The 25,774-nt window shown below is 33.9% G+C and carries 20 protein-coding genes; 10 read left to right on the top strand and 10 right to left on the bottom strand.

Annotation, left to right across the window (positions count from 1 at the left end):
• Window positions 1-27: 27 nt before the first annotated feature.
• From Q0876_RS02005 to Q0876_RS01975, 7 genes are all read left to right on the top strand, one after another.
• The gene (locus Q0876_RS02005) at window positions 28-1,872 is read left to right on the top strand and encodes a hypothetical protein (RefSeq protein ID WP_299223505.1); all 1,845 of its coding nucleotides are present in this window, start codon (window positions 28-30) and stop codon (window positions 1,870-1,872) included.
• Between the two features lie 5 nt (window positions 1,873-1,877).
• The gene (locus Q0876_RS02000) at window positions 1,878-2,684 is read left to right on the top strand and encodes a hypothetical protein (protein ID WP_299223503.1); all 807 of its coding nucleotides are present in this window, start codon (window positions 1,878-1,880) and stop codon (window positions 2,682-2,684) included.
• A gap of 12 nt (window positions 2,685-2,696) precedes the next feature.
• Window positions 2,697-2,987, top strand: a complete 291-nt coding sequence (locus Q0876_RS01995) for a hypothetical protein (RefSeq protein ID WP_299223501.1) — start codon at window positions 2,697-2,699, stop codon at window positions 2,985-2,987.
• Window positions 2,988-3,109: 122 nt separating this feature from the next.
• Window positions 3,110-3,613, top strand: coding sequence for an endonuclease V (locus tag Q0876_RS01990; RefSeq protein ID WP_299223499.1), 504 nt, complete (start codon window positions 3,110-3,112; stop codon window positions 3,611-3,613).
• Window positions 3,614-3,845: 232 nt separating this feature from the next.
• Entirely contained in the window at window positions 3,846-4,274 is a 429-nt protein-coding gene (locus Q0876_RS01985; protein ID WP_299223497.1) for a TIGR02594 family protein, read from the top strand.
• 18 nt (window positions 4,275-4,292) lie between these two features.
• Window positions 4,293-4,739, top strand: a complete 447-nt coding sequence (locus Q0876_RS01980) for a phage holin family protein (protein WP_299223495.1) — start codon at window positions 4,293-4,295, stop codon at window positions 4,737-4,739.
• Window positions 4,740-4,835: 96 nt separating this feature from the next.
• Complete coding sequence (locus tag Q0876_RS01975; RefSeq protein ID WP_299223493.1) at window positions 4,836-5,444, top strand: hypothetical protein; 609 nt, start codon at window positions 4,836-4,838, stop codon at window positions 5,442-5,444.
• A 13-nt stretch (window positions 5,445-5,457) separates the two neighbouring features.
• Here Q0876_RS01975 and Q0876_RS01970 read toward each other — a convergent pair whose 3' ends face one another.
• The 3 genes from Q0876_RS01970 to Q0876_RS01960 form a co-directional block, all read right to left on the bottom strand.
• Window positions 5,458-7,254, bottom strand: coding sequence for a M1 family metallopeptidase (locus tag Q0876_RS01970; protein WP_299223959.1), 1,797 nt, complete (start codon window positions 7,252-7,254; stop codon window positions 5,458-5,460).
• Window positions 7,255-7,357: 103 nt separating this feature from the next.
• Window positions 7,358-8,971: a S8 family peptidase gene (locus tag Q0876_RS01965; protein ID WP_299223491.1), complete on the bottom strand. Its 1,614-nt coding sequence runs from the start codon at window positions 8,969-8,971 to the stop codon at window positions 7,358-7,360.
• Window positions 8,972-8,980: 9 nt separating this feature from the next.
• Window positions 8,981-9,841 carry an MBL fold metallo-hydrolase gene (locus Q0876_RS01960; RefSeq protein WP_299223489.1) on the bottom strand — a complete coding sequence of 287 codons (861 nt, stop codon included), beginning with the start codon at window positions 9,839-9,841 and terminating at the stop codon, window positions 8,981-8,983.
• Window positions 9,842-10,344: 503 nt separating this feature from the next.
• Between Q0876_RS01960 and Q0876_RS01955 the strand changes: the two genes are divergently transcribed.
• On the top strand, window positions 10,345-12,180 hold the full coding sequence (locus tag Q0876_RS01955) for a sodium:proton antiporter (RefSeq protein WP_299223487.1): 1,836 nt from the start codon (window positions 10,345-10,347) through the stop codon (window positions 12,178-12,180).
• 63 nt (window positions 12,181-12,243) lie between these two features.
• Here Q0876_RS01955 and Q0876_RS01950 read toward each other — a convergent pair whose 3' ends face one another.
• From Q0876_RS01950 to lepA, 6 genes are all read right to left on the bottom strand, one after another.
• On the bottom strand, window positions 12,244-12,915 hold the full coding sequence (locus Q0876_RS01950) for a hypothetical protein (RefSeq protein WP_299223485.1): 672 nt from the start codon (window positions 12,913-12,915) through the stop codon (window positions 12,244-12,246).
• A gap of 40 nt (window positions 12,916-12,955) precedes the next feature.
• Entirely contained in the window at window positions 12,956-13,612 is a 657-nt protein-coding gene (locus Q0876_RS01945; protein WP_299223483.1) for an outer membrane beta-barrel protein, read from the bottom strand.
• A 27-nt stretch (window positions 13,613-13,639) separates the two neighbouring features.
• A complete protein-coding gene (locus tag Q0876_RS01940; protein ID WP_299223481.1) occupies window positions 13,640-14,413 on the bottom strand; it encodes a hypothetical protein in 774 nt (257 codons plus the stop codon).
• A gap of 30 nt (window positions 14,414-14,443) precedes the next feature.
• The gene (locus Q0876_RS01935; protein ID WP_299223479.1) at window positions 14,444-14,737 is read right to left on the bottom strand and encodes a hypothetical protein; all 294 of its coding nucleotides are present in this window, start codon (window positions 14,735-14,737) and stop codon (window positions 14,444-14,446) included.
• 166 nt (window positions 14,738-14,903) lie between these two features.
• Complete coding sequence (locus Q0876_RS01930; RefSeq protein WP_299223477.1) at window positions 14,904-18,929, bottom strand: hybrid sensor histidine kinase/response regulator transcription factor; 4,026 nt, start codon at window positions 18,927-18,929, stop codon at window positions 14,904-14,906.
• 83 nt (window positions 18,930-19,012) lie between these two features.
• Window positions 19,013-20,809: a translation elongation factor 4 gene (gene lepA / locus Q0876_RS01925; RefSeq protein ID WP_299223474.1), complete on the bottom strand. Its 1,797-nt coding sequence runs from the start codon at window positions 20,807-20,809 to the stop codon at window positions 19,013-19,015.
• Window positions 20,810-20,963: 154 nt separating this feature from the next.
• Between lepA and Q0876_RS01920 the strand changes: the two genes are divergently transcribed.
• On the top strand, window positions 20,964-23,378 hold the full coding sequence (locus Q0876_RS01920) for an outer membrane beta-barrel family protein (RefSeq protein WP_299223472.1): 2,415 nt from the start codon (window positions 20,964-20,966) through the stop codon (window positions 23,376-23,378).
• Here the strand turns inward: Q0876_RS01920 and Q0876_RS01915 are convergent.
• Entirely contained in the window at window positions 23,375-24,490 is a 1,116-nt protein-coding gene (locus tag Q0876_RS01915) for a hypothetical protein (protein ID WP_299223470.1), read from the bottom strand. The genes Q0876_RS01920 and Q0876_RS01915 overlap by 4 nt on opposite strands.
• A gap of 42 nt (window positions 24,491-24,532) precedes the next feature.
• Between Q0876_RS01915 and Q0876_RS01910 the strand changes: the two genes are divergently transcribed.
• Window positions 24,533-25,768, top strand: coding sequence for a M28 family peptidase (locus Q0876_RS01910; protein WP_299223468.1), 1,236 nt, complete (start codon window positions 24,533-24,535; stop codon window positions 25,766-25,768).
• Window positions 25,769-25,774: the final 6 nt, after the last annotated feature.

Genomic DNA, 25,774 nt, shown 5'->3' with positions numbered 1-25,774 from the left:
AAACAAACAAATAAACATAAATGAATTATGAGTAATCTTAATAACGACAACTTTTTTGATAGTAGTCTTTCAGAGGTTTCAAATGATATCGCATCAAATGTACCTATTTCTAACTCTATATTCCACACTTGTGATACAGACAATTTTTTAAAGTATTTTTTTACTGATAGTGTGTGTATACAGAGCGCATCAATGACAGGTAAATTTGGAGGAGAAATTATAAAAGAAACCTATGCAGATGGTGGACTCGAAAATGTATACCGAACAAGCGTCTACACTAAAGTGGATGGTAAAAGAACAAAAACCGGCACAGTTGTTTTGATCATTGGAACAGATGGTGCCGAAATTATAAAAACGCATAATGGAATAGTTCCAAAAAAGGATGAACAAATCATTCTAATAGAAAAAAATGATGGTGACATATTCTCAGAAGCAATCATGCGTTTCAAACAAGGGAAAGAAATTAATGTAAATAAATCTGCTGCATCATTGAAATCTTTCATTAATAATCGCTATGAAATTTCAGACGAGCAGTTTTCTAATTTGATTAATAGAATCGATGGAACTAATGAGCTTAATAGTTTTTTGAAAGCTATTATTAAGACTGCAAAATTTTCTGGTACTATTGGGTCTATAACATTATTTGAAGCGAACAAAGTTATGGACTCAGCGATTAAAGGGTTTGATGATTTTGTAAATAACAATTTAAAGATTAGTGAGAGCTTTTGGAACCCTAAGAATAAAGACTTTAAGAAAAAAGTAAATATTACCAAACAAGACATAGAAGGAATAACCTCAAAGCTAGATGAAATTGAAGCTCAAATAGACGGTCTTAGCTTTAGACAGATAGTTGCATTAGGTGGTTTAGCCACCTTGTCAACGGGTCCTTTTGCTATTCTATTAGCTCCAGTTGGAGTTGTAGCAAGTTATCAGTTATACTCTGGCGAAATAAGCATTGTTTTTGATAGCGCTAAAGCTCAAATTAAAAGTGCAATTACGCAATTAAAAGAGTTTTTAAACATAAAACTACTTGAAATCCTTAACGGTGTTAATGTTGTGATAGATGCAGTTTTAGCCTTTATTTCAGGTGTTTGGTCTGGGTTGGTAGATTTTGTTGCTGATGTGATACGTCTGTTTTTGTTCCTTATAAAAATTGCTATAGCTGGTGCTGCTAAATTAACAGGAGCTTTAACTACAGTTGTTGAAGATGTGGGAGACTTAACAAAAAACTTTGGACTGTATTACAACTTGATCTTAGAAAACTTTGAGAACATGCTTCAAGGTTTTGGTGCCGTAAGTTGGATTGATGTTTTTGAAACTTGTGTTAAAGGATACTTATTTTTAAGCACTTCTATCTTAATAAAAGTCTTTAAAAGCACTGCTAAAACAGTTGAAGGGCTGAACCATGCTGAGTGGTCTTACTACATTGCTTATGGTATTATCATCATTGCAGACATTGTGCTTTCCTTTTTCTTTCCAGCATTATTAACAACCAAATTAGCTAAGGCAGGAAAAGCAGGTAAGGTGTTGGCTAAAATAATTTTAGCAGTACAAGAGGCTATGACTACTGTCTTTAAAATTAGTTTTAAAGCTGTTGGGTTCACGATTAAGAGTATTATGAATGTTTGGTCAATGTTGGTTAGTATACTGCGCAAAGGAACAGATAGCATAAAAGAGTTTATAGCACTTGTCTTTAATAAATTGGCTAAGGTACTTGACGAGCTATTTAATGGTGCAGCTAAGGCTGTACAAAAGGCCTTTGATGACCTTTTTGATAGAGCTACTAAGCGATATTTTAAAAAGGTTGACATAAAACCTACTGCTTACGATGAAACCACCAAAGTATTCACCTTTTGTACAATTAAAAATTAAGAGCTATGTGTTGGAAATATACAGGAGATAAGAATATGATTGGAGATATTGTCATAGATGATATTTCCATTGCAGAAGGATTAAGTCACAAACAGTTTTTAGAATATATAAAGAAAAAAACAGACGAAGCTGAAGAGTTAGGTATAACTATTGATGAGCATTTAAAAGAATTGGCTAAAAACCTTTCAAAAAAATCATTAAGATACAAGAAGGTTTATATTGGAAGAGAATTACAAAGCCTAGTTGATGAGGTAAAAGCATTTAAGCTACATGGTAGAATAGGAAAACAAACTGTTGGTAAAGTAAATAGAGAGGTTGATAGGCTAATTATTGAATCATCACCTACAAGGTTAGATAAATTAGTTATGGTTAGCGGCATGACGTATCAATCTGGAAATAAAATATCAAAAACATTTGTAAGACCAAACTTTTTAAAAGGTGAAATTGGAAAAAAGACAGATTCATTGAAATATGTTGATGGATCAGGAAAGCCATCAGCTTTTCAGTTATTTTTAGATAAATTGCACCCAACATTAAAAAGCCGTTTTAACACTCATTTGGATGAGTTTGAGAAAGGCATAAATGCTATTCCTAAAGACATTAAAAGAGCAGCGATTGCTGGAACACATGGAGAAATTAGAGCGCTTGACGATTTGTTAAAAGAAATAGACCCATTAGGAAAGTTAGGCGATAAAGTATTTAACGATATCATTGGTTATAATAGGTTTTTGAGAATGGGAGCAAATAAAGTTCAACCACCTTGCGCCCACTGTTTCTACCTAGCTGATTTAGTTACATTTATAGGATTATAAAAAATTTAAGAGATGAATTTAAGAATAAAAGAAGAAGATTTAGAACTTATAGGCATTGATAGTGGAGGAAACGAGATTCTTCATTATCAAGGAGGCCCATTTACAGGAATTATGTATAAGAATGCAGACAATGAAAGTTTAGCATATGAAGTAGAATTTCAAAACGGATATAGGGAAGGCCGGGTAAAATACTATCATTCAAATGGACAACTACAAGAAGAGTATCAATTACACGATAATATAGTTGTTGATGGAACTTTTAAAAGTTATGACGAAGAAGGTAATTTAATTGAGTCTTTTTAAGCCTTTTTTGTATTTGTAAAGTGAAAATAATATAGTTCGGCTTAGAACCTGTAATTAAACAAACGAAAAAGCCATAGTATAGATACTATGGCTTTTGTAATTTAGAACTCCAAAACAAAACAATGTTTCTAGCCTTAGATGTTCACTACAAAACCAACTACGCTAAAAGCGTAGGTCTAAACTTTTTAAATAAAGGTGATGAGGTGGCTCAAGAGACTTTTATTGATATTATTAATGAGGTTGCGGCTTATGAGCCAGGTCAGTTTTATAAGCGTGAACTTCCATGCTTATTAAAAACCATTTCTAAAGTAGATTTAAGCATTATTAATGCAATTATAGTAGATGGTCATGTTTATATAGACAACGATCAAAACTATGGCTTAGGTGGGCACCTTTACGAGACTTTAGATAAAAAAGTACCTATTATTGGTGTGGCCAAACGTGCGTTTCATGCTAATAAGGCAACCGTCAAAGAAGTTTATCGTGGCACAAGCCAAAACCCATTACATATTTCTGCGATAGGAATCGATCTAGATACAGCGGCTTATTTTATTAAATCTATGCATGGCAAGCATAGGCACCCAACACTTTTTAAAACCTTAGACAAACTCACTAAAATCACATAATAACAAATTACAAAATTTAACATATTTAATTTGTAAAATGTTTGCATTAATTATGTAATATGCTTATATTTGTATTCGCTTTTCTAACAATGTTTACGTTAGACACTAACAATTCGTGTTAAGTAGAAACTCATAAAACCTAGATTAATCCTATTCTGGTTAAGAAATAACAACACCTAAAGCAATCTTTGGTTAGAGTTTGGTCTGCTTAAATTAAAAATCAAACATATGTATGAAAATAATAGTTAAAGCGCTATCAGAATATGGCGTTAAGGAAATTGTTGGCTCCAAAGACAACCTTAGAATTTTAAAATACTTTAATGAAATGGGCTTTGATGGCTCAAAGCTCAAAGATGAAACGGCTTGGTGTAGCGCGTATGCCAATTGGGTTGCCAAAACCTCTGGATACGAATACTCTAGCGAACTCACCGCAAGAAGTTGGTTGCGTGTTGGTACATCAACACACAATCCAAAAGTAGGAGATATTGTCGTGTTTTGGCGCGAATCTCCTAAAAGCTGGAAAGGGCATGTTGGTTTTTTCATTAAAGCCACAAAAAACTATGTGTATGTACTTGGAGGCAATCAGCGAAACATGGTATGCATTAAAGCATACCCAAAACATCGCGTGCTAGATTACAGACAACTAGCACATATTGAGTAACCATATAAACAAACAATTATGATGGAAAAAGCAATCAAATTCGTGTTTTGGTTACTTGCGCTTCTGTCTCCTGTAAATGCAGTTATTGTAACGATGATCTTTTTGATCATTGTCGATTTTATAACTGGTGCGTATGCGTCATTTAAAAATCATGTTACCATTCGTAGTTCGAGAATTGGTCATACCATTTCAAAGTTCTTTATCTATAATCTGGTCATTCTAGCAGCATTCTTTCTTGAAGAACACATTGTTAACGAAGTGCCTTTTTTAAAGATCATTGCTGGATTTATCGCAATTACAGAGATTAAATCCATACTAGAGAACTACAATGTGATTTATGGTAAAAACCCATTTAAAGCTCTAGTGAACCTTATCAAGCTCACACCTTTAAAAGAAACCATAGAAACTCTTACAGAAGACGATGCCCCTAAAGAACAAAAAGGAGGTAAAAGTAATTCAAAATAGGTTAAGCCGATGACATTCTTGGTCTAGTTTCAGGAAGCGAAACAGACCAAGAATAGAGGCTTTTTTTATTAAAAATTCCATTTAAAAGATACCATTATGAAAATAGTAACACTACCTAAATACAATATCACACTCGTTTTTATGCTTGTTGCAATTCTATGTTATGTATTGGTCAAGCAATGTAGCAATACACCAATAACAACTCAAGAGTTGCCCAAAGTTACCATTGTAAGAGATACGGTTTGGCAAACCAAGATTGATACATTCAGAATACAAACCCTTCAATATAAAACCGTATACGTAAACAAAGATGAGGTGCAGACTGTTTTTGAAGATCGCACAAAAATCAAAGATTCTTCAGCTTTAATAGAAGCAAAGGCTTACAAAGATACGCTTCGCAGTGACGACATTGATATCTTTAGCTATGCCTTAGTAGAAGGCAATCTTTTAGACAGCAAGATCTCATACCAATTAAAAGTACCTCGAGAAATTACAGAAATCAAAACCATTGAGTATCCTAAAACTTACAGAGGTGGTGTATACCTTTTTTCTGAAGTTGGCGGTAATGCAAATCAGTTTGACAACCTAAGCTTAGGATTGCAATATAACCGAAAAGGAAAATGGTTTGTGAGTTATCGGATTAATCACGATCCAATTAATCAAGTCACGCACAATATTGGAGTTGGTGTAAGATTATTCAATTAGAAAGGATCTTGTTTTATTGTTGAACAATAGGAAATCTATCATTCTCAGCATTGACATCTGCCATTAAACCAGAGGGATCGATCGTTACTGAAGAAACTCTTTTTTTGGTTTCAAAACTATAGGTAGGATAGGCCCAAGCCCAATCTTCGAGTAAAGTTGCCGAGGTTAGCTTTTCGCCACGCATTTCACGTAGTGGAATGTAAAAATCTTCAGTACTACCGTCATTATACGTTACTGTAAGGTCTATTGGCATTGGCATTAAACCTATGCGTTCTAAGGTTACTTTTTTATTGCTAACAGCTTTTACAGCATAATCTATAGTATTTGTTGTTTGTGTAAAATCTACCAAATACCAATCGAGTTCCAAACCAGAAACAGTTTCGGCTACTCTAATAAAATCTATAGGTTTTGGGTGCTTGAAAGCCCATTTTTTGTAATAGGTCTTTAAAGTTTGTTCTAGGTTGTCTTCACCAATAACATAGCCTAATTGTGCTAAAAATACACAGCCTTTATAATATGAGGCTATAGAGTACAATTGGTTTACTATGTACTTATCTGCATAAGTGGTTTGTGGTTGCTCTGCGCCAGAATTGGCAATGTATTTGTAATAAGCATACGACTTTTCCCAGGGATTTGGTTTATTCTCGTTATAAAAGGCATCCATTGCTTTATATTCAATATAGGTCGCAAACCCTTCGTCCATCCACTCGTGCTTGGCTTCGTTAGTTGCTAATAAAAATTGAAACCATGTATGAGCCATTTCATGAGATACGGTCGATCTGAACATACCTTCTAGCTTGCCTTCTCCAGAGATCAATGTACACATGCCATATTCCATGCCACCATCACCACCTTGTATGATCGAGTACTGTTCGTAAGGATATTTGCCAACCAGATCACTATAATAGGTCATGAGTTCTGCAGCTTTTGGTTGCAGTTGTTTCCAGTTGAGTAATTTGTCTGGAGACATGGTGTTCTTGTATAAGAAATGTAGTGTAGGACCATTTTCTACCTGAAGTGTATCGTGGTTATAATCTGGATCGGCAGCCCAAGTGAAATCATGAACATTAGGTGCTACAAAATGCCAAGTGAGCACATCGCCTTTTGGAGGCGTAACAACAGATGTTTCGTAGCCATGACCAATTTCATTAGGGTTTTGTAAATAACCAGTACCACCAATAACATAGTCTTTATCAATGGTAATCTTCACATCATAATTGCCCCAAACACCATAAAATTCTCGAGCGATGTAAGCGTCTGCATGCCAACCTTCGGTATCATATTCTGCCAATTTAGGATACCATTGTGCCATAGACAAAGCAACACCTTCATTATTATTGCGTCCAGAACGACGAATTTGTATTGGCACTTGGCCATCAAATTCCATATCAAATATCACACGCTCTCCTGGCTGAATAGGTTGCCTCAGGGTAACTTCAAGCACAGTGCCAACAACATCGTATTTGAGTTTTTTGCCATTTTGTTTTAAAGATAGCACCTTTATATAACCCATTTCATTAGGCTGTAATTTGGCTATTCTGCTTTCATATACAGGCTTTTCTTTGGTGCCAATATTTGGTGCCATTCGTCGATCTGGATCTGCAATAGCTTGCACTCTAGCATCCATTTCACTTCCTGGCTGAAAGGCATTGAAATACAAATGATAGAAGACTTTATGGAGCACATCAGGAGAGTTATTTGTATACTCAATACGCTGTTCTCCTTTGTATTGATAAGTCTCTACATCCATAGTAATATGCATGATATAATTTGCTTGTTGTTGCCAATAAGTAGCTGTTTTATAGACCATTTTTGGAACTTGTGCATTAATCTCACTTAAAAAAAAAGCTGTTCCAGCTAACAGTATAAAAGTGATAAGTAATCGCATAAGTAGGTGTTTTTAAATAGTTTTATTATTGATTCGCCAATTGCGACGCCATGATCAAAGCATTATAGGCATTAACAATTTTTCCAGAGGTTGAAATTTCAGATAGGCTTTTTGCCTCTCGACTGTCGCCAACAATAACCTTAGCTTTAATTGGTAAACCCGAGTCCATTAAAATTTGTTTGACTTGAGGCGCAGTTAAGTTTGGATATTGTGATCTAATTAAAGCAGCTACACCAGTTACATTTGGAGCAGCCATTGAGGTACCATCTTTAGATTGATATTCATTTTCAGGTGTTGACGAATACACACTAGAGCCAGGAGCAAACACATCAACATTTATTTTCCCATAGTTTGAGTAATCTGCAACCATTCGTGAGCCATACTCAGGTTCTAATGCACCAACAGTAATAAAGTTATCAGCTATTTCTGGACTAGTACCTAAAGCGTCATTTGGAAAGTTTTTGTTTTTGTCAATATTATGACCATCATTTCCTGAGCCGTGTACTATAAGAACATCTTTTGTTGCAGCATATACAATAGCATCGTTTACCCAATTGCTATGTGGTGAGAACGATTTACCAAAGCTCATGTTGATGACCTTAGCACCATTATCTGCAGCATAACGTATCGCTAGAGCCACATCTTTATCATATTCATCACCATTAGGTGTACTACGAATAGCCATGAGCCTCACATTATTAGCGATGCCTTTTATGCCTTTATTATTATTGCGTTCGGCCACTATAATACCACTTACATGTGTACCATGACTTTCAGTCTTAACCGTTGGTCTAGGGTTATTATTACCATAACCAACATCTGTAATATCATTTGGGTCGTCATTTGTTTTTCGTCCTTTGAAATTTTTATTCAAGTGATAATTTAGTCGATTATTGATGTTAACCAAGTCTTTTCTAATAACCTTTTCTATAGCTGCTACAGACTCAAAACCTAAACCATAAATATTTTTAACTATGGCTACAGATTGCTGCAAAGATTGATCTTCTGTTTTGATAGCAAAGACCTCTTCTTTGGTATAATTCTCTTTATTCAAGTGTTTTGAAACTGCATCATTTGCAGTGACTACTTGTTGTAATATTTGATTAGACTGAGCTTTAAGCCCAGAATATTTTTGGTACTCCCTATTGTATATAGCCTCAGCTTCAGTATATCTAGGATCGCTAGTATCGCCAGAAGCGAGTAATCTTACATACTCAAGCTGCTCATAATAGGTGTCGCCAATAAAATTCCAACCATGAATATCGTCAACGTAACCATTATTGTCATCATCTTTTCCATTATTAGGAATTTCGTCTTCGTTAGTCCACAAGACATCATCAAGGTCTTCATGGTCTATATCTGTAGCCGAGTCAATAACCGCTACAATTGTTGTTTTACCTTTTTTGTTTTTTATAAATTCGTTATACGCTTTTTCAACTGCCATTCCAGGGACGGTGTCATTTACAAGATCTAAATGCTGCCATTTTTGTAATTCATCTTCTGTTAATTCTGAAATTTTCAAAGGTGAAGAGTCAATGTTTTCTATTGGTGTTGAAATAAGGCTAGAAGTGCCTCCGCATCCATAAAGAAAGACCGATAAGCATAATGTATAAACAAAGGATTTTATAAAATAAGTCATAGAAATTTGTTAATTAAAAATAGCGTTTGTAGTATAAATGTCTTTGAGGCGCACTCCTTTTTCTGTATGTTGTACGGTGATGATTTGGTTGTGCGCATCATGTTCTAAAAACAGATAGAAATTATTATCTGCAGCTAGGTTCAAGAATTTTTCTTTTTCATCTAAGGTAAGCAGTGGACGCGTATCGTAACCCATTACAAAAGGAATCGGCAAATGTCCAGCAGTAGGTAATAAATCTGCCATAAAACAAATAGTTTTACCTTTATAATGAATCATAGGAATCATTTGCTTTTCGGTATGACCATTAGCAAAAAAGATATCGAAACCCAATGCCGAATTTTTTAAAATATCATTTTGCGGAAGTGATGTGAATTTTAATCGCCCACTTTCCTCCATAGGCAAGATATTCTCTTTAAGAAAAGATGCTTTTTCTCTGTTGTTGGGTTGTGTTGCCCACTTCCAGTGTTCTTTGTTACTCCAAAACTGAGCATTTTTAAAAGCAGACTCATAACCAGTTCGGTCTTTATTCCATTGAATACTGCCACCACAATGATCAAAATGTAGATGTGTCATAAATACATCTGTAATATCATCACGATGAAACCCATGAGTTTTCAGCGATTTGTCAATGGTATCATCTCCCCATAGGTAATAGTAGCCAAAAAATTTCTCGCTTTGTTTATCACCCATTCCTGTATCAATCAAAATAAGGCGATTTCCGTTTTCGATCAATAAACAACGTGCAGCAATATCTATCATATTATTAGCATCTGCAGGATTCGTTCTTGTCCATAACGATTTTGGTACCACACCAAACATAGCGCCTCCATCAAGCTTAAAATTTCCAGCGTTTACAGGATATAAATTCATAAGTGCAAAATAATAAATAGGACTGTTAGGTAGATGCCTTTTAGCAGTTTATTAAGAAATAACTTGCTTTAAACGCTTTCCAAAGTCAAAAAAGCGCTTTGATTTCTTTGGTAGCAGTTAAAATAACATCGACAAGGTTGCCGAGTTTGAAACAATTTCAAAATCTATTTTTTCAGTAATGAAAAGTTTTAAAACCTTAATAATATGCGTTTTTTTTCAGGCAATTTTTTCCAACATGAATTAATATCAATTTACTTTCAAGAAGCAAATCTAAACGCAAAGCTTCTTAGATATTTTCCTTTAAATTAGGAGAAAAAGCAATACCAATGCCAACGGTGTGAAAGATTTTGTTTGTCAAAAAAAAAAGTCGCTATTAAAGAATTTGATTGAGTTGGAAAGACAGCATTTTTGTAAGAACTTAATTCATATGACTTTTTCAATGTTTTGTAAAATTATTTGAAGAATGTTAGGTTTCAATTATCTTTAGCCATAAATACAAATCTATGTTAGAATTAGCAGGAATAATTATTTTAGGAATATTAGCGCAATGGGTTGCATGGAAATTTAAAATTCCAGCAATACTGCCTCTAATTTTAATAGGATTATTAGTTGGTCCAATAGCAGCAGAATTTTTATCTGAAGATAAAACCAAATGGATAGAACCTGTTTGGAATGGAGAAAAAGGATTATTCCCTGGCGAAAGCTTATATTACTTTGTGTCGTTAGCTATTAGTATTATTTTATTTGAAGGCGGTTTAACCTTAAAGCGCTCTGAAATAAAAAACGTTGGTCCAGTAATTACGAAATTAATTACCCTTGGATCAGCAGTTACTTTTTTTGGGGCAGGAATCGTTGCTCATTTTATTTTTAATCTAAGTTGGGATTTGTCGTTTCTGTTTGCAGGATTGATCATTGTTACTGGCCCAACAGTAATCACTCCTATTTTGAGGAACATTCCACTAAAAAAAGACATCTCTACGGTTCTTAAATGGGAAGGTATTTTAATAGACCCAATTGGTGCGCTAGTTGCTGTTTTAGTATTTGAATTTATTAGTGTAGAAGGCGACAGCGGGTTTACAAAAACGGCATTGTTAGAGTTTGGAAAGATCATCCTCTTTGGAACCACTTTCGGATTCACATTTGCTCATGCCTTAGCATTTGCAATTAACAAAAAACTAATTCCACACTATCTATTAAATGTGGTATCATTATCAACCGTATTGCTAGTGTTTGTCGAATCTGAGATTTTTGCTCACGAATCGGGTTTATTAGCTGTTGTGGTCATGGGAATGGTTTTAGGAAACGGAAAACTTCAAAATATAAAAGAACTACTCTATTTCAAAGAATCTTTGAGTGTGCTCCTCATTTCTATTCTTTTTATTCTTTTAGCGGCTAACATAAATATTGAAGACTTGCTATTACTCTACACATGGAAAACAGCAGTGTTGTTTGCTATTGTTGTTTTTGTCATAAGACCCTTAGCTGTTTTTTTAAGTACTTCAGGATCTAAACTTAAACTTAATGAAAAACTATTTATAAGTTGGGTTGGACCTAGAGGAATTGTAGCAGCTGGAATTGCTTCTCTTTTCGGAAGTAAACTCATGAAACAAGGTGTTGAAGGAGCTGAATATATAACACCACTTGTATTTATGATTGTTCTTGGAACGGTTTTACTCAATGCAACCACTGCACGTTTATTTGCAAAATTAGTAGGTGTGTTTTTAACTAAATCTAATGGTATTTTAATCGTTGGTGCCTCAAAAGTATCTCGTTTATTAGGGCATTATTTAGAATCTAATGGACGACACGTTGTTCTTATTGATAGTAACGAAAGTAATATTAAAAAAGCGCAAGATTTAGGTATAGAGGCTTTGAGTACTAATATTTATTCAGAAACACTTACAGACAATATAGAGCTCAATGATGTAGGTTACCTTATGGCTATGACTGGCAATTCTGATATTAATAAATATGCAATTAATAAGTTTAGTAAACAGTTTGGAGAAAACGGCTCGTTTAGACTGGTTACTCAAAATGAAATGAACAACCCAGAAGACAATCCTAAAGAGGGCTTGTTTTCAAACACAGATGATTATAATAAACTACTTGATGTGACTCGAAAGCACCCATCCATACAAGAAATAGATATAGAAGACAAGGCTCATTATAATAACCTTATCGAGATTACGAAAACTGATGATGAAATCATCCCTATATTTCTAAAAGATGACGAAGGAGAACTACATATAATATCATCATACAATGATGAGGTAGACTCTATTGGCGAAGGCTGGCAATTGGTATATTTAGGAAAACCTTTTGATGTTGAAAACGTATAAAACAAAGAGGCTTCAACCTAAGTTGAAACCTCTCGTGTTAAGACCAATTCAAAATAATCAATTTTAAAAACTGTGTCTCACAACTATCTTAGCAGGATTGTTCTTGTTTACAAGTAATGTTGTATTGTCTAAACTAAACTCATCTCCCATTTCTGGCTCAAATGTATAATCCTCATAAATAAATACAGGCAATTGAACACCAACAGACCATTGTGTACTAACTCTTATATTTACACCTGTATAAGCGCATAATATCAAACCTGTAAAGTCATCTTCAAACCCATTATTATCATTATTTCCAGTGGCAAAATTACCCATAAGACCAACGGCTAATTGTGTCTCTTGACTTGGTGTTATAGGTGTGTTATATTGAATTTTTGGACCAAATTTTAAAGTGTTAGATGAAAACTCTTCGAAGCTAGTTGTTTCGTAAGTAGCTTCTGCGCCAACATAAAGCCCTTTTTTATCACTAGAATTGATCTGTCGTAAATATTCTAAAGAAAAACAAAGAGTCGACTCCTTAAAATCTTGACCAAAACCAGCACCAACGGCTAAACCAATGGTTTGCTTTTGAATTAGCTCATCTACAGAAATAAACTCTCGTTCACCTAGATCTTCAGCAGAAATTGCAGATACCGAGTTACTTAAACCCCTTTTCTTCCCTCTTTGCGCATTGGTTTCACAAATGAATAAACAGATAACACCAATTAGAGTAATTATTTTCTTTGTGTTCATAATCATGCTTTTTAGTTGATTTATCTAAGCGAGGCTTAGCTTAAAAACTGAATAATAAAGCTAATGCAACAACATTATCTTTATTTATTCCAAACCACGTTTTGTCTACATCTACTTCACCTCCTTCAAACTCAAGCGTACGGCTTAAAGTTGTAAAAACAGGAGCATCTACTCTAAGAGATAAGTTTTCGTTGAAGTTATAATTTAGACCTACAACCGCTGAGCCTCCGAATCCAGTAATGTCGTCTTTAAACATTCCTATTTCTCTATCCCCAGTTTCTGTAAAAATATCAACACCATAGACCGCTTGAAGCCTACGTGATGGTAGAATATGATCATAATAACGAGCACGTACTCCTCCTCTAATAATACTTTCATCCCAATCGTCTGCACTTGTCGTGTGATAGCTTCCATATAAACCACCATAAAGAGCTCCCTCATCTCCACCTATAATGTTATACATGAATTCTGCTCCAGCACAAAAGGCAGAAACAGTATCATCATCGCTAGAGTCTGAGCCATAACCAAGTGATGCTCCAGCAGAAAATTGTGCCCAGTCACCTAATGAGGCTCCATCTCCAGGAGGGGAAACAGTCATGTTCGATCGATGCAGTGGAACTGCACAAGAAAAGCAAGTTGCAATAATTGTTAACATGATATATGTCAACGGTTTTGAAAAAATAGTTTTTGTTTTCATGATATGTGATTTAAAAAAATTAATTGATTAACGATTTCTATTTCTAGATGGCAGCGTGAATACTAAGGATAATAAAAGCAAGTTGTTCTTATTTATTAATCCAAAGGTTTGACTGTCTTTAATTTCACTATTGTCTTCAAGCTCTGTAGTTTGCTCTTGATATGTGAGAAGGTTGGTCTGGACCATTAATGACCATTGTGGCGATAATAATATATGAAGCCCAACGAGTATCCCTAATGAGAGCCTTGTAATATCATTTTTGTATCCGTTCTCAAAATCAATGGATCCAAAGGCATATTTTGCAAAAACACCATATTGAGCTCGCACTTGCTGAAAACGTTTTGCAAGTAAGGAGAACATCAAGACCTTTAATGAAACGTCTAAGATGCTAGATGTTATGAAATCACCACTAATACCATTATATCCAACACCAGCAGAAGCATATAAGGCCTTATTTCCTAACATTGCTAATCTTAAATAATATGCAGCGTGTAAACACCACAATGTTTCTAAGTCTGTAAAACCAAACCCAACACCAAAGGCAATCATATTAAGTGCAAATGCTACAGCATTATCTTGAGCATCACTTTCTGTAATGCTTTTAGGTGCTTCAGAAATATCATAATCAAGATTAAAATCGTCTACATCAATTTCGTAGTTTCTAATGTCTACGGTTTCTGAAGAAATTTTAAACTCTGAGGTAGAAAAATCAGTTTCAAATAAATTTTGAGAAAAGGACTGTTGTGTTGTGCTTATAAAAAATAGAATTAACAGCGCAGAAATTAATTGTTTGGTTTTCATTATATAAAGGATTGGTTAATATCTTCTATTTTATAATTTAATTTTATCCACACAGAAGGCATGATATACTCTTGCATCTTTAGCACGAATTTTAATATTCGATTTTGCTTCAAATTCCCACGAATCTGGTTCATCTTGAGGTGCTTCTTTATCTCTACTAAATAAACGTGTTGAACAAGCTTTGTTCTTACATTGCGTATTCCCTTCACACCAAACAAAACCATTATCATGGATCACTTTCTTTTTAGAAGCACTACAAAATTGATAACCGTCTAAAATGACAATTGCTTTTTCTTTAAAAGAAGTAGACACTTTTTTAGCCACTACGCGTGATTTGAAATTTAATTATGTGTTGAAATTAGAAGAAGATGACTGTGAAGACTTTAAGTATTTCAAAAAAACACCACAGTAATGTTGCATGAGTGTATATTATACTTACACTATTATTGCATTTAGTAATTTAAAACCTATTTAAATATTTAATTTTCAGCTACTTGCGTATTTCATTAGGCGCATAGCCAAATTCTTCTTTAAATGCTCTACTAAACCACCCTGGACTATTGAACCCTGTTTGATAAGCGACTTCAGAAATGGTAAATTCTGAATTTTGAAGTATTGTTTTGGCTTTTTGCAGACGAACTCTTCTTATAAAAACAGCTGTAGAAGCATCGGTTATTGCTTTTAGTTTTCTGTATAATTGAGATTCACTTAGATCTAATTCTCTAGATAGGCGCATTGAGTTGAATGAGGCATCATCTAAGTGTTGCTCAATACAAAACAAAACTTTGTTCATAAACGCCGCATCTTTATCTTCAAGGTTCTTACTTGGAATAGCGTCCCAAGAAGAGGCGCTAGAGTATTTTTGATATAATAAGACTCTTAGTTTAATAAGTTCTTGTATCCTCACAAAAAGTTCTGCCTTATTAAAAGGTTTGGTAACAAATGCGTCAGCACCATTAGAAAGGCCTCTAATTTTGTCCTGCTCTGATGCTTTTGCTGTTAATAAAATGATTGGAATGTGTGATGTTCTTTCATCATTCTTAAGCGTCTTGCATAGTTCAAATCCATTTTTTTCAGGCATCATGATATCGCTTATTATAACATCTGGTATGATCTCAATGGCTTTTTCGATACCTATGTTACCGTTTGTGGCTGTAACTATGTTGTAATGAGATTTTAATGAGGTATGCAATAAGTTTAAAATATCGGTATTGTCATCGACTACTAATACAATAGCATTCTCTTTTACAGGTTTATGATTGTCTTCAATGTCATTTTTTTCAAGATGATGCGATATAATTAAAGCATCTAATAATTGCTCTTTTAGCGTTTCCATTGGAGCATTGTTCGTTATTGGAAGTGTAATACTAAATGTAGTCCCAACGTGAATTTCACTTTCTACATTTATTGAACCATTCATCAATTGAACTAACTCTTTTGTTAATGTGAGTCCAATACCAGAACCTTCTTCGGTGTATTCAATAGAATGATCAACTTGATAAAAACGGTCAAAGATATATGGTAAATCTTTGGTATTGATGCCTTTGCCAGAATCCTTAACATTTATTAAAACGCTACTGTTTTCAGTTTTCAGATGCACAACTATTTGATCATTCTTTTGGCAGTTCTTTATTGCATTACTCAAGAGATTACTCATTATTTTTTGAATCGCTTGGGCATCAAAATCGGTAAGTAGCTCCTTAGTTTCGCTATAAAATGTAAGTGTTATTTCTTTTGATTGCGCATAAGACGAAAAATGATTTGCGATATGTTTAAGATACCAAACTAAATCTGCTTGAATAGGATTCAAGCTCATTTTTTGTCGATCTATCTTGGCCAAATCCAACATTTGGTTGACAAGTTTTAAAACCATATCGCTATTATGTTCAATAGTTTTTAACGATTTTACAGCTTGGAAATTCTTATGGCTTTGAAAGTCACTTTTTAAGTTAGCAGAAACGCCTTTAATGACTGTTAGTGGTGTTCTGAACTCATGTGTGATATTGGTGTATAATTTGGTCTTTAAAGTGTCTAATTCTTTGAGTTTTAGGTTTTTTTGTTCTTGTAATTTTTTTTGTAATTGAAAATAGTACAATGCAGAAATAAAAGACAATAAAAGCAATGTATATATTATGTAAGCTGTATAAGTTCTCCACCAAGGAGGTGAAACTTCTAAAGCAAGTTGCAAGGGTTTTGAAGTCCAAAGTTTTCCTCTAGTTTTCCCTTGTACTAAAAGGGTATAATCTCCAGAGGCCATATTTAAAAATTGAATTTCCTTACGACTTTGTAGATTATTCCAATCTGTATCATTTGGCATTAGTTTATAAACATAACTATTGTTTTTTTGAGGATTGAAATCTAAGTCTGAAAACTCTAAATAGAAAGGGAATTGATTATAAGCTAATTGGATTTTCGCCTCTTGACTTACATTTTTATTTATAAGCGCATTAAAGTATTGGTTTGTATCGTTTATTTTTACATTAGTAAATGTAAGAGAGCCATCGTTGTCTAATTTGCTAATATCCTCTGGATTAAAGTAATTGTATCCATTTGTACCACCAAAATACAGTATACCGTTTTCATCTTTAAAACTTGCTCCTAAATTAAACTCATTGCCTTGTAGGCCATCATTAACATTATAATTTCTAAACAGTCCTGTAGCTTTACTAAAGCTAAATATGCCTGCATTAGTGGTTAACCAAAGCATCCCTGAGGCATCCTCCTGTATGGCATAAATTACATTATTGGTAAGCCCATTAGACTCGTTATACGTTTTGAATGAATTATTTTTCTTATCATACCTATTTAAGCCGTTTAGTGTACCTATCCATAATATATCGTCAACATCTTCATAGATACTAAGTATAGTGTTACTGCTTATTGATTGGATATTTTCCTCTTCATTTTTAAAATGAGTGAATATCGGGTTTTTAAATTCTGAAGCACCAAATTGTAATTTATTCAAACCATTTTCGGTTCCTATCCAATAAGTGTTAGAACGATCTTTATAAAACACATAGTTTACATTTGTGCTGATACTATTATCATTGTTTGGTGTGTTCCTAAACTGTTGAAAACGGAAATCGTTTTGATCTATATCACCAGTAAATCGATGAGTTCCACCACCAAGCGTAGCTATCCATACATTTCCATTCGAATCTGTATGAATGTTCCTTACTTTTGGATTACTTAAACTCAATGAGTCTTCGGTGTGTTTTTCAACAACAATAAAATTAGGAGCTCTAGGATTTAAAGAATCAAGTTTCGCTACAGCAACACCCTTTTGAGTACCGATCCAAAGGTTGTTTTTAGTATCAATGGCAACGCTTCTTACTGTATTATGGAGAAAATTATTATAGTAATAAGTGGTATCACTTGTACGTAAATGCAAGCCATCTAAAGTGCCAACCCAAAGCCCGTGTTCACTTTTCGCAAAGGTGTATACGTGTTCATTATTCAAGGTGCCTTCTTTAGGTCTGTTCTTTTGAACTAGAGAAAACACTTGCTTTTTCAGAGTTGCCTGATAGAGTTTATCTGCTCCTAGCCAGAGAAAATCATCTTCTACAAATACACAATTAATTCTGTTGGTTAGTAACCCTGTTTCTTTACTTGAACGAGTATCAAATGTTTTAATCAAGGAAAATTTACTGTTAGATATTTCAAAACCTTGGCACCGAAAGAAGCCAGAGTCTGTAGCTAAAAACACAGTATTATTTTTTGAAAAAACATCAAAAACAGCAATAGGTTTATTTGTGTTTAAAGTTATAGGATTAACATGTTTATTGGTTTCATTCAAGTGAAACAAGCCATTATCTGCACCTATCCATATACCGTTATACGACCTATTGAAAGCATGAATTTTTTGACTATTAAAACTAAAATTTAAACGCTTAAAGTTTGAAGTCTTATCAGTAGCATTGGTATAATAGACTTTACCTTCTCGTGTACCAACCCAGACAGTATTGTTGATGATATTTAAAGCTGTAATATTTGCTGGAGTTGAATTGAAAAACGGAATTTTAGCGACATTGATTTTAGTACTTGAAAAAGTCACTATTGCCAAACCTTGATCTAAAAAAGCAGCATAGAGATTTCCCGAACTGTCTAATGAAAGCTTGTTACATTGTGTATTATTAGAGAGACCATCAATTTCAATTTTTATGAATTCATCAATATCAGGAGAATAGTAGCAAAGGCCATTGTTTTTAGTTGCTATCCAAATACGACCACTTTTATCTTCAACTAAATCGTTTATGAAGTTTCCAGAAATACTCTTAGGGTTGTTTTTTTCTGCTTTGTAAACTTTAAATGAATGTCCGTCAAAACGATTTAGACCATCTTGTGTTCCTAGCCACAAAAAACCATTGCTAGCTTTTAAAATTGTATTAATTGTTTCTTGAGACAGACCTTTCTCAACACCATATTTATAAAAATCTAGCTGTTGTGCATTAAGTGTTAAGCACAAAAAACCGAGTATATAAACTACTAATTTTAGAAAAGAACATCTAAAACTCATGCATTGTAAGGGTTGGTTGTGATAAATGTACAAAAAAACCGAGGTGGAATACTTCGGTTTTTTATAAAGATATGCTTATGAGGCTAATCATTCAACTTTAAGACTGCCATAAATGCTTGCTGAGGTATTTCTACATTACCTACTTGACGCATACGTTTCTTACCCTTTTTCTGTTTTTCTAGGAGTTTACGTTTACGTGAGATATCTCCTCCATAACATTTCGCAGTAACGTCTTTTCTTAAAGCTTTTATCGTTTCTCTAGCTATAATTTTAGCTCCAATTGCAGCTTGGATAGGAATATCAAATTGTTGTCTTGGGATGAGTTCCTTTAATTTTTCAGTAATTTTTTTACCAATGGTATAAGCATTGTCTGCATGTATTAGTGCTGAAAGCGCATCAACAGTTTGCCCATTTAATAGTATATCTACACGTACCAGTTTAGAAGCTCGCATACCAATAGGTGAATAGTCAAAAGAAGCGTATCCTTTAGAAACGGTTTTAAGACGGTCGTAAAAATCGAATACTATTTCTGCTAAAGGCATGTCAAAATTAAGTTCAACTCGTTCAGTAGTAAGGTAAGTTTGATTAGTAATAATTCCTCGCTTCTCTATACAAAGAGACATTACATTACCTACAAAATCAGCTTTAGTGATAATCGTTGCTTTTATATAAGGCTCTTCAACACGATTTAAAGTGGAAGGCTCTGGCAAATCAGAAGGGTTATTTACGATTACGATTTCATCAGGATGTTTATTGGTATAGGCGTGATATGATACATTAGGTACTGTGGTTATAACAGTCATATCAAACTCACGCTCTAGGCGTTCTTGAATGATTTCCATGTGTAACATGCCTAAAAACCCACAACGAAATCCAAATCCTAATGCCGCAGAACTTTCAGGTGTAAACACTAAAGAGGCATCGTTTAGTTGAAGCTTTTCCATAGAAGCACGAAGCTCTTCATAATCTTCAGTATCTACAGGGTAAATACCAGCGAAAACCATTGGCTTTACATCTTCAAACCCTTCTATAGCATTAGTCGTTGGTGTTTTAGCATCTGTAATGGTATCACCAACTTTTACTTCCTTTGCCTCTTTAATTCCAGTAATAACATAGCCTACATCACCAGCTTTTATTTCTTGTCTAGGAAACTGTTTCAGTTTTAGAGTGCCTACCTCATCGGCACCATACATTTTGCCTGTGGCAATAAATTTAATTTGTTGATTTTTTTTTATGGAACCATTAATGACTCTAAAATAGGTTTCAACACCTCGAAATGGATTATATACCGAATCAAAAATTAATGCTTGGAGCGGTTCGTCTATATTTCCTTCAGGAGCAGGAATTCGATTAATAATGGCTTCAAGAATATTATCAACTCCAAAACCTGTTTTGCCACTTGCGTGAATAACTTCTTCTGGATCACACCCAAGCAAATCAACAATATCATCGGTTACCTCTTCTGGGTTCGCACTTGGTAGGTCAACTTTGTTAAGTACCGGAATAATTTCCAAATCATTTTCTAATGCTAGGTATAAGTTTGAAATCGTTTGTGCTTGAATACTTTGGGCGGCATCCACTATAAGTAGCGCGCCTTCACAAGCAGCGATGGATCTAGATACTTCATAAGAAAAATCTACATGACCAGGTGTGTCGATTAAGTTAAGTATATAATCTTGACCTTCGAATGTGTATTCCATTTGAATGGCGTGCGATTTTATTGTAATGCCTCGTTCTCGCTCTAAGTCCATATTATCCAAAAGCTGATCCTGCTTTTCTCTTGCAGTAACTGTTCCGGTGTAGTCCAGTAAACGATCGGCGAGTGTACTCTTACCATGATCAATATGTGCAATAATGCAAAAATTCCTAATGTGCTTCATATATCAAATCTTCTTTAAAAAGATGCTGCAAATATAATTCTTTTATTATGCATAAAACGTTATAAAAGCTCACAAAAAGCTTAAACAGTAAGGAAAAACCGTAAATTTTATTTAAAAACAAATGTTATATTGCAGTTCAAAACCCTAACCAATTTTGAAATCCCTACTCAATATTGTACTTTTTTTGGTATGCTCAATTGTGAGTTATGGACAAGATGCATCTGTTTCTGGAACTATAGTTGATGCTAAAAATAATCCAATAGAATTTGCAAATGTCATTTTAATTACTGAAGATGAAAGCGCTATTTTAAAAGGCGTTTCATCTAATGTTAACGGGTACTTTAGTCTAGGCTCAATTGAGCCTAACACATACATCATCAATATAAGCTATATAGGATTTGAAGACTATAAACAAAAACTAATAGTTACGGGTAATTTAGATTTGAAAACGATCAAATTAAACGAATCGTCTGAGACATTAGATCAGGTTAATATAACTGTAAAGAAACCAACATTGAAGCGGGAGGCAGACCGATTTATTTTCAATGTTGAAAATACAGCTTTGGTTGAAGGCACTATATTGCAAGTGCTAAAAAGCACACCTGGTGTATTAGTTATTGGCGATGATATCACAGTTAAAAATTCTACACCAACAGTTTACATTAATGATAGAAGGGTAAATTTAACGTCGGAAGATTTAAAACAGCTGCTAGAAGGCTCTTCTGCAAATTCAATACAATCAATTGAAGTAATTACGAACCCTTCTGCAAGATATGATGCCGAAAGCGGTGTTGTGTTAAATATCATAATGAGTAAAAACCTAATCACAGGTTATAGAGGAAGTGTTTTTACTAATTATACACAAGGTGTGTTTCCAAGGTATAACGCTGGAACAAGTCACTTTTTTAAGAATGAACATATAAATTTTAATATCAACTATAATTACCATAACAATAAAATAAATAGAGATGGTGATGACACGGTTAACTATCTGAATAACTCAAATACTACAGATGAAAGTTGGCGATCACTAACCAATAGAAATACATGGTATGAAACACATAATTTAAATGCTAATTTTGATTTTTTTATCAATGATAACAATACACTAAGTATATCTTCTAATGCATTGTATTTACCTTATTTTAAATACAAAATCACTAATAATACATTTATTAGTGATGCTAATGGATCTTTTTTATCACGATTTACAGCTGATAATTTATCTAGAGACAGTAAACATAATCTAGGCTTTGATGTAAATTTTAATCATAATTTCATTAAAGGCTCTCTAGCCTTTAATGTACACTATACCACTTATAATTATGAAAGAAATCAAAATGTAGTTAGTAATTTTTTTGATGTAAACAATGCATTTCAAAATGCAAGTGCTTTTAATACAGATAACAATCAAGATACTGATATTTTTGCTGGAAAAATAGACTATAACTTGCCTATAGATGATTCTTCAAACGTTCAAGCAGGAGGAAAGTTCTCTAACATTCAAACAGAGAGTGATATCACCCAATTTGACATTGATATAAGTACAGCTAATGAAACTATTGATCCACTCAACTCTGACGCTTTTGATTATGATGAACATGTATATGCTGCGTATGTTAATTATGATTCAAATACAGAGAACTGGAGTATTAATGCAGGTCTAAGAGTAGAACAAACCAATGTTGAAGGTAAATCACCACTAACTAATATAACCAATACACAAGACTATTTAGAATGGTTTCCAAATGCTAGTATACAATACAATATAGCAAAAGGGTATAACGTGTATTCAAACTATAATCGAAGAATAGCGCGACCAGGTTATGCTGATTTAAATCCATTTCGATTTTTCTTAAATGACAATTATGTGGTCTCAGGAAATCCTTTTTTAGTACCAACATTTACAGACCATTTTGTAATAGGAACAACATTAATGGACGTGATAACTTTTGAAGCATACTATAAGAATTATGATGGAGCCATTTCAGAAATACCAAGACAGAACAACACGACAAATGTTGTTGAATATATATCGGTTAATTTTGATAAAACAGTAGAATTTGGTTTTGATCTTGCTACTAATATTAATGTTAATGATAGGTGGTTTTTGTACGCAGTAACCTCATTTTATAACTTTGAAGAAGAAACAGATTTTGGTCAAGGAAGAGTTATTCAAGACCAGTGGGCAAATTACTCTGTGCTACAAAACGATTTTACTTTTTTAGAAGATAATAGTCTCAACGTTAATTTAACATTTACTTGGGTTGGTAAAAATTTGCAAGGGTTTCAAATTGTTGAAAACAGGCTGTTTTCTGAATTGGCAATCTCTAAAACCATTTTAAATAAAAATGGAGTCTTATCCCTATCTGTGAGTGATTTGTTTAACACACACGATTTTGATTATGGAACACAGTATCAAAATCAATTTAGCTTTGGACAAACAGATATTGATGATCGTTATGTAAGATTAGGATTTCGCTATAAGTTTGGAAATACCAAATTACAAACTAATGAGCGAAAGATCGATACTGAAGAACGAAGTCGTTTAACAGAAAAAAGCAACTAATCTTGCCATTCTGCAATAAACAGGTTAGTATCTCTTCCGCCTCCATTATTTCTGTTAGATGAAAACGCCAAATAGTTACCATCGTTTGAAAATACAGGAAATGCATCAAAGGTCTCTCCATGGGTTACGCGTTCTAAATTCTTGCCATCAATATCTATCAAATACAAATTAAAGGGGAATCCACGCTCTGCTTCAAAATTAGATGAGAATAAGATTTTATTTCCAGATGGATGAAAAAACGGACTCCAATTTGCATTTCCTAGATCCGTTAATTGACGTAAATCGCTTCCATCAGCATTACAAATGTATAACTCCATTTCTGTAGGTTCTACTAAGCCTTCGGCTAGAAGTTCTTTATAAGAACTAATTTCTTCCTCAGTTTTTGGACGAGAAGAACGAAAAATCAGCTTTGTACCATCTGGAGAAAAGAAAGCGCCTCCATCGTAACCTAGTTCATTCGTTATTTGTTTTACATTACTACCATCAATATTCATGGTATACAACTCCAAATCACCACTTCTTGTTGAGGTGAATACAATTTTATCTCCTTTAGGAGAGACTGTTGGTTCAGCGTCATATCCAACTTCATTGGTTAGTTGTTTAACAATATTACCCTCTAAATCGGCTACGAAAATATCATAACTATCATAGATAGGCCAAATATATTTTCCGTTTTTACGTAAAGGGGTTTCAGGGCATTCATTTTGCTCTAAATGTGTAGAAGCATAGATAATATGTTTATTATCAGGCAAGAAATAAGCACAAGTCGTACGCCCTTTTCCTGTACTAAGCATTGGAGGTGCAATACTATCTGTAAAGGTATCATTAGCATTCATTAAAAACATTTGATCACAGCCTACATTCCAACCTTTATTATTTGATTGAAACACCAATTGTTTATCATTAAAACTCCAATATGCTTCAGCATTATCACCACCGAATGTGACCTGCCTTATAGATTTAAAATGCTTTTCCCCTGGGTATATTAATGGGTTTTCAATAGTATCAACAGCATTGGACTGTATTTTTTCTTCTGTCTCGTTGGTAGCTTTATTGTCGCTTTTACAATTTAAAAAGAAAATAGTTATAAGGATGATTAACGTGTATTTCATTGTATTATTAACTAAATTTGTGCAAAATTAAGATATATAGCTATGAAAAACCTAATTGTTGTTCTTTTTTTGATTGTTTTAACGGCTTGCAAAACAGATTCTGGAACAGAATATAAATCGGTAAGCTTAAAAGAAGACGTATCATTCTTAGCAGATGACAACCTAGAAGGTAGACAAACAGGTACCGATGGAGAGAAAGCTGCTGCAGACTATATTGCTAAACGTTTTAAGAGCATAGGTCTTACAGCAAAAGGAACCAATGGATACTTTCAAGACTTTACATTTAAGCCTAAGACAGACCCTCATCAAGAGGTTAATTACAATGTAAAGAACGGTGATAGTACAATTACAGGTACCAACGTGATTGCATTTTTAGATAATAAAGCTGAAAACACCATCATCATTGGTGCGCATTACGACCATTTAGGTTATGGTGCTGAAGGCTCATTGTACAGAGAAGATACAAAAGTAATTCATAATGGAGCAGATGATAATGCGAGTGGAATAGCTGTACTGTTAAATTTAGCAGAAAAACTAAAACAAGAAAATAAGGGGAACAACTATTTATTCATGGCATTTTCTGGTGAAGAAATGGGCTTGTTAGGCTCAAATTACTTTACAAAAAACCCAACCATAGATTTATCTAAAGCCAATTATATGCTCAACATGGACATGGTAGGTCGTTTAAAAGAAGATAACACACTAGCAGTTTATGGTGTTGGGACTTCACCAATTTTAAAACAAGTAGTAAAGGCCAATAACTCGAAATTCAAAATAATTGAAAATGAATCAGGAGTTGGACCAAGCGATCACACATCCTTTTACAATAGCGATATTCCTGTATTACATTTTTTTACTGGTCAGCATGAGGATTATCATAAACCAAGTGATGATATTGAAAAGTTGAACTATGAAGGTATGGCAACCATTTCGATGTATATTTTTGACATTATCTCAGATTTAGATGATAATGGTAAGCTGCCTTTTAGAAAAACGAAAAATGAAAGTGAAGATGTGCCACGATTTAAAGTTGGGTTAGGCGTAATTCCTGATTATTTGTTTGATGGGAAAGGTATGCGAATTGATGGCATTAGCGAAGATAAACCAGCTCAAAAAGCAGGTCTCCAAAAAGGAGATATTGTGATTAAACTAGGAGATAGTATAGTTACAGACATGATGAGTTACATGCGTGCACTCTCCAGTTTTGATAATGGTGACAAAACAAAGGTTGTTGTGAAACGCGGAGAGAACGAGGTAGAGGCTAGTATAGAATTTTAGAAGAAT

The sequence above is a fragment of the uncultured Psychroserpens sp. genome (genome assembly GCF_947503375.1).
In the GTDB taxonomy this organism is placed as follows: Bacteria; Bacteroidota; Bacteroidia; order Flavobacteriales; family Flavobacteriaceae; genus Psychroserpens.
This window is presented reverse-complemented; position numbering and strand designations above follow the sequence as displayed.

Coding starts and splice junctions, on each gene's coding strand:
- Q0876_RS02005 (WP_299223505.1), top strand. CDS start 28: ATGAGTAATCTTAATAACGACAACTTTTTTGATAGTAGTCTTTCAGAG.
- Q0876_RS02000 (WP_299223503.1), top strand. CDS start 1,878: ATGTGTTGGAAATATACAGGAGATAAGAATATGATTGGAGATATTGTC.
- Q0876_RS01995 (WP_299223501.1), top strand. CDS start 2,697: ATGAATTTAAGAATAAAAGAAGAAGATTTAGAACTTATAGGCATTGAT.
- Q0876_RS01990 (WP_299223499.1), top strand. CDS start 3,110: ATGTTTCTAGCCTTAGATGTTCACTACAAAACCAACTACGCTAAAAGC.
- Q0876_RS01985 (WP_299223497.1), top strand. CDS start 3,846: ATGAAAATAATAGTTAAAGCGCTATCAGAATATGGCGTTAAGGAAATT.
- Q0876_RS01980 (WP_299223495.1), top strand. CDS start 4,293: ATGATGGAAAAAGCAATCAAATTCGTGTTTTGGTTACTTGCGCTTCTG.
- Q0876_RS01975 (WP_299223493.1), top strand. CDS start 4,836: ATGAAAATAGTAACACTACCTAAATACAATATCACACTCGTTTTTATG.
- Q0876_RS01970 (WP_299223959.1), bottom strand. CDS start 7,254: ATGGTCTATAAAACAGCTACTTATTGGCAACAACAAGCAAATTATATC.
- Q0876_RS01965 (WP_299223491.1), bottom strand. CDS start 8,971: ATGACTTATTTTATAAAATCCTTTGTTTATACATTATGCTTATCGGTC.
- Q0876_RS01960 (WP_299223489.1), bottom strand. CDS start 9,841: ATGAATTTATATCCTGTAAACGCTGGAAATTTTAAGCTTGATGGAGGC.
- Q0876_RS01955 (WP_299223487.1), top strand. CDS start 10,345: ATGTTAGAATTAGCAGGAATAATTATTTTAGGAATATTAGCGCAATGG.
- Q0876_RS01950 (WP_299223485.1), bottom strand. CDS start 12,915: ATGAACACAAAGAAAATAATTACTCTAATTGGTGTTATCTGTTTATTC.
- Q0876_RS01945 (WP_299223483.1), bottom strand. CDS start 13,612: ATGAAAACAAAAACTATTTTTTCAAAACCGTTGACATATATCATGTTA.
- Q0876_RS01940 (WP_299223481.1), bottom strand. CDS start 14,413: ATGAAAACCAAACAATTAATTTCTGCGCTGTTAATTCTATTTTTTATA.
- Q0876_RS01930 (WP_299223477.1), bottom strand. CDS start 18,929: ATGAGTTTTAGATGTTCTTTTCTAAAATTAGTAGTTTATATACTCGGT.
- lepA (WP_299223474.1), bottom strand. CDS start 20,809: ATGAAGCACATTAGGAATTTTTGCATTATTGCACATATTGATCATGGT.
- Q0876_RS01915 (WP_299223470.1), bottom strand. CDS start 24,490: ATGAAATACACGTTAATCATCCTTATAACTATTTTCTTTTTAAATTGT.
- Q0876_RS01910 (WP_299223468.1), top strand. CDS start 24,533: ATGAAAAACCTAATTGTTGTTCTTTTTTTGATTGTTTTAACGGCTTGC.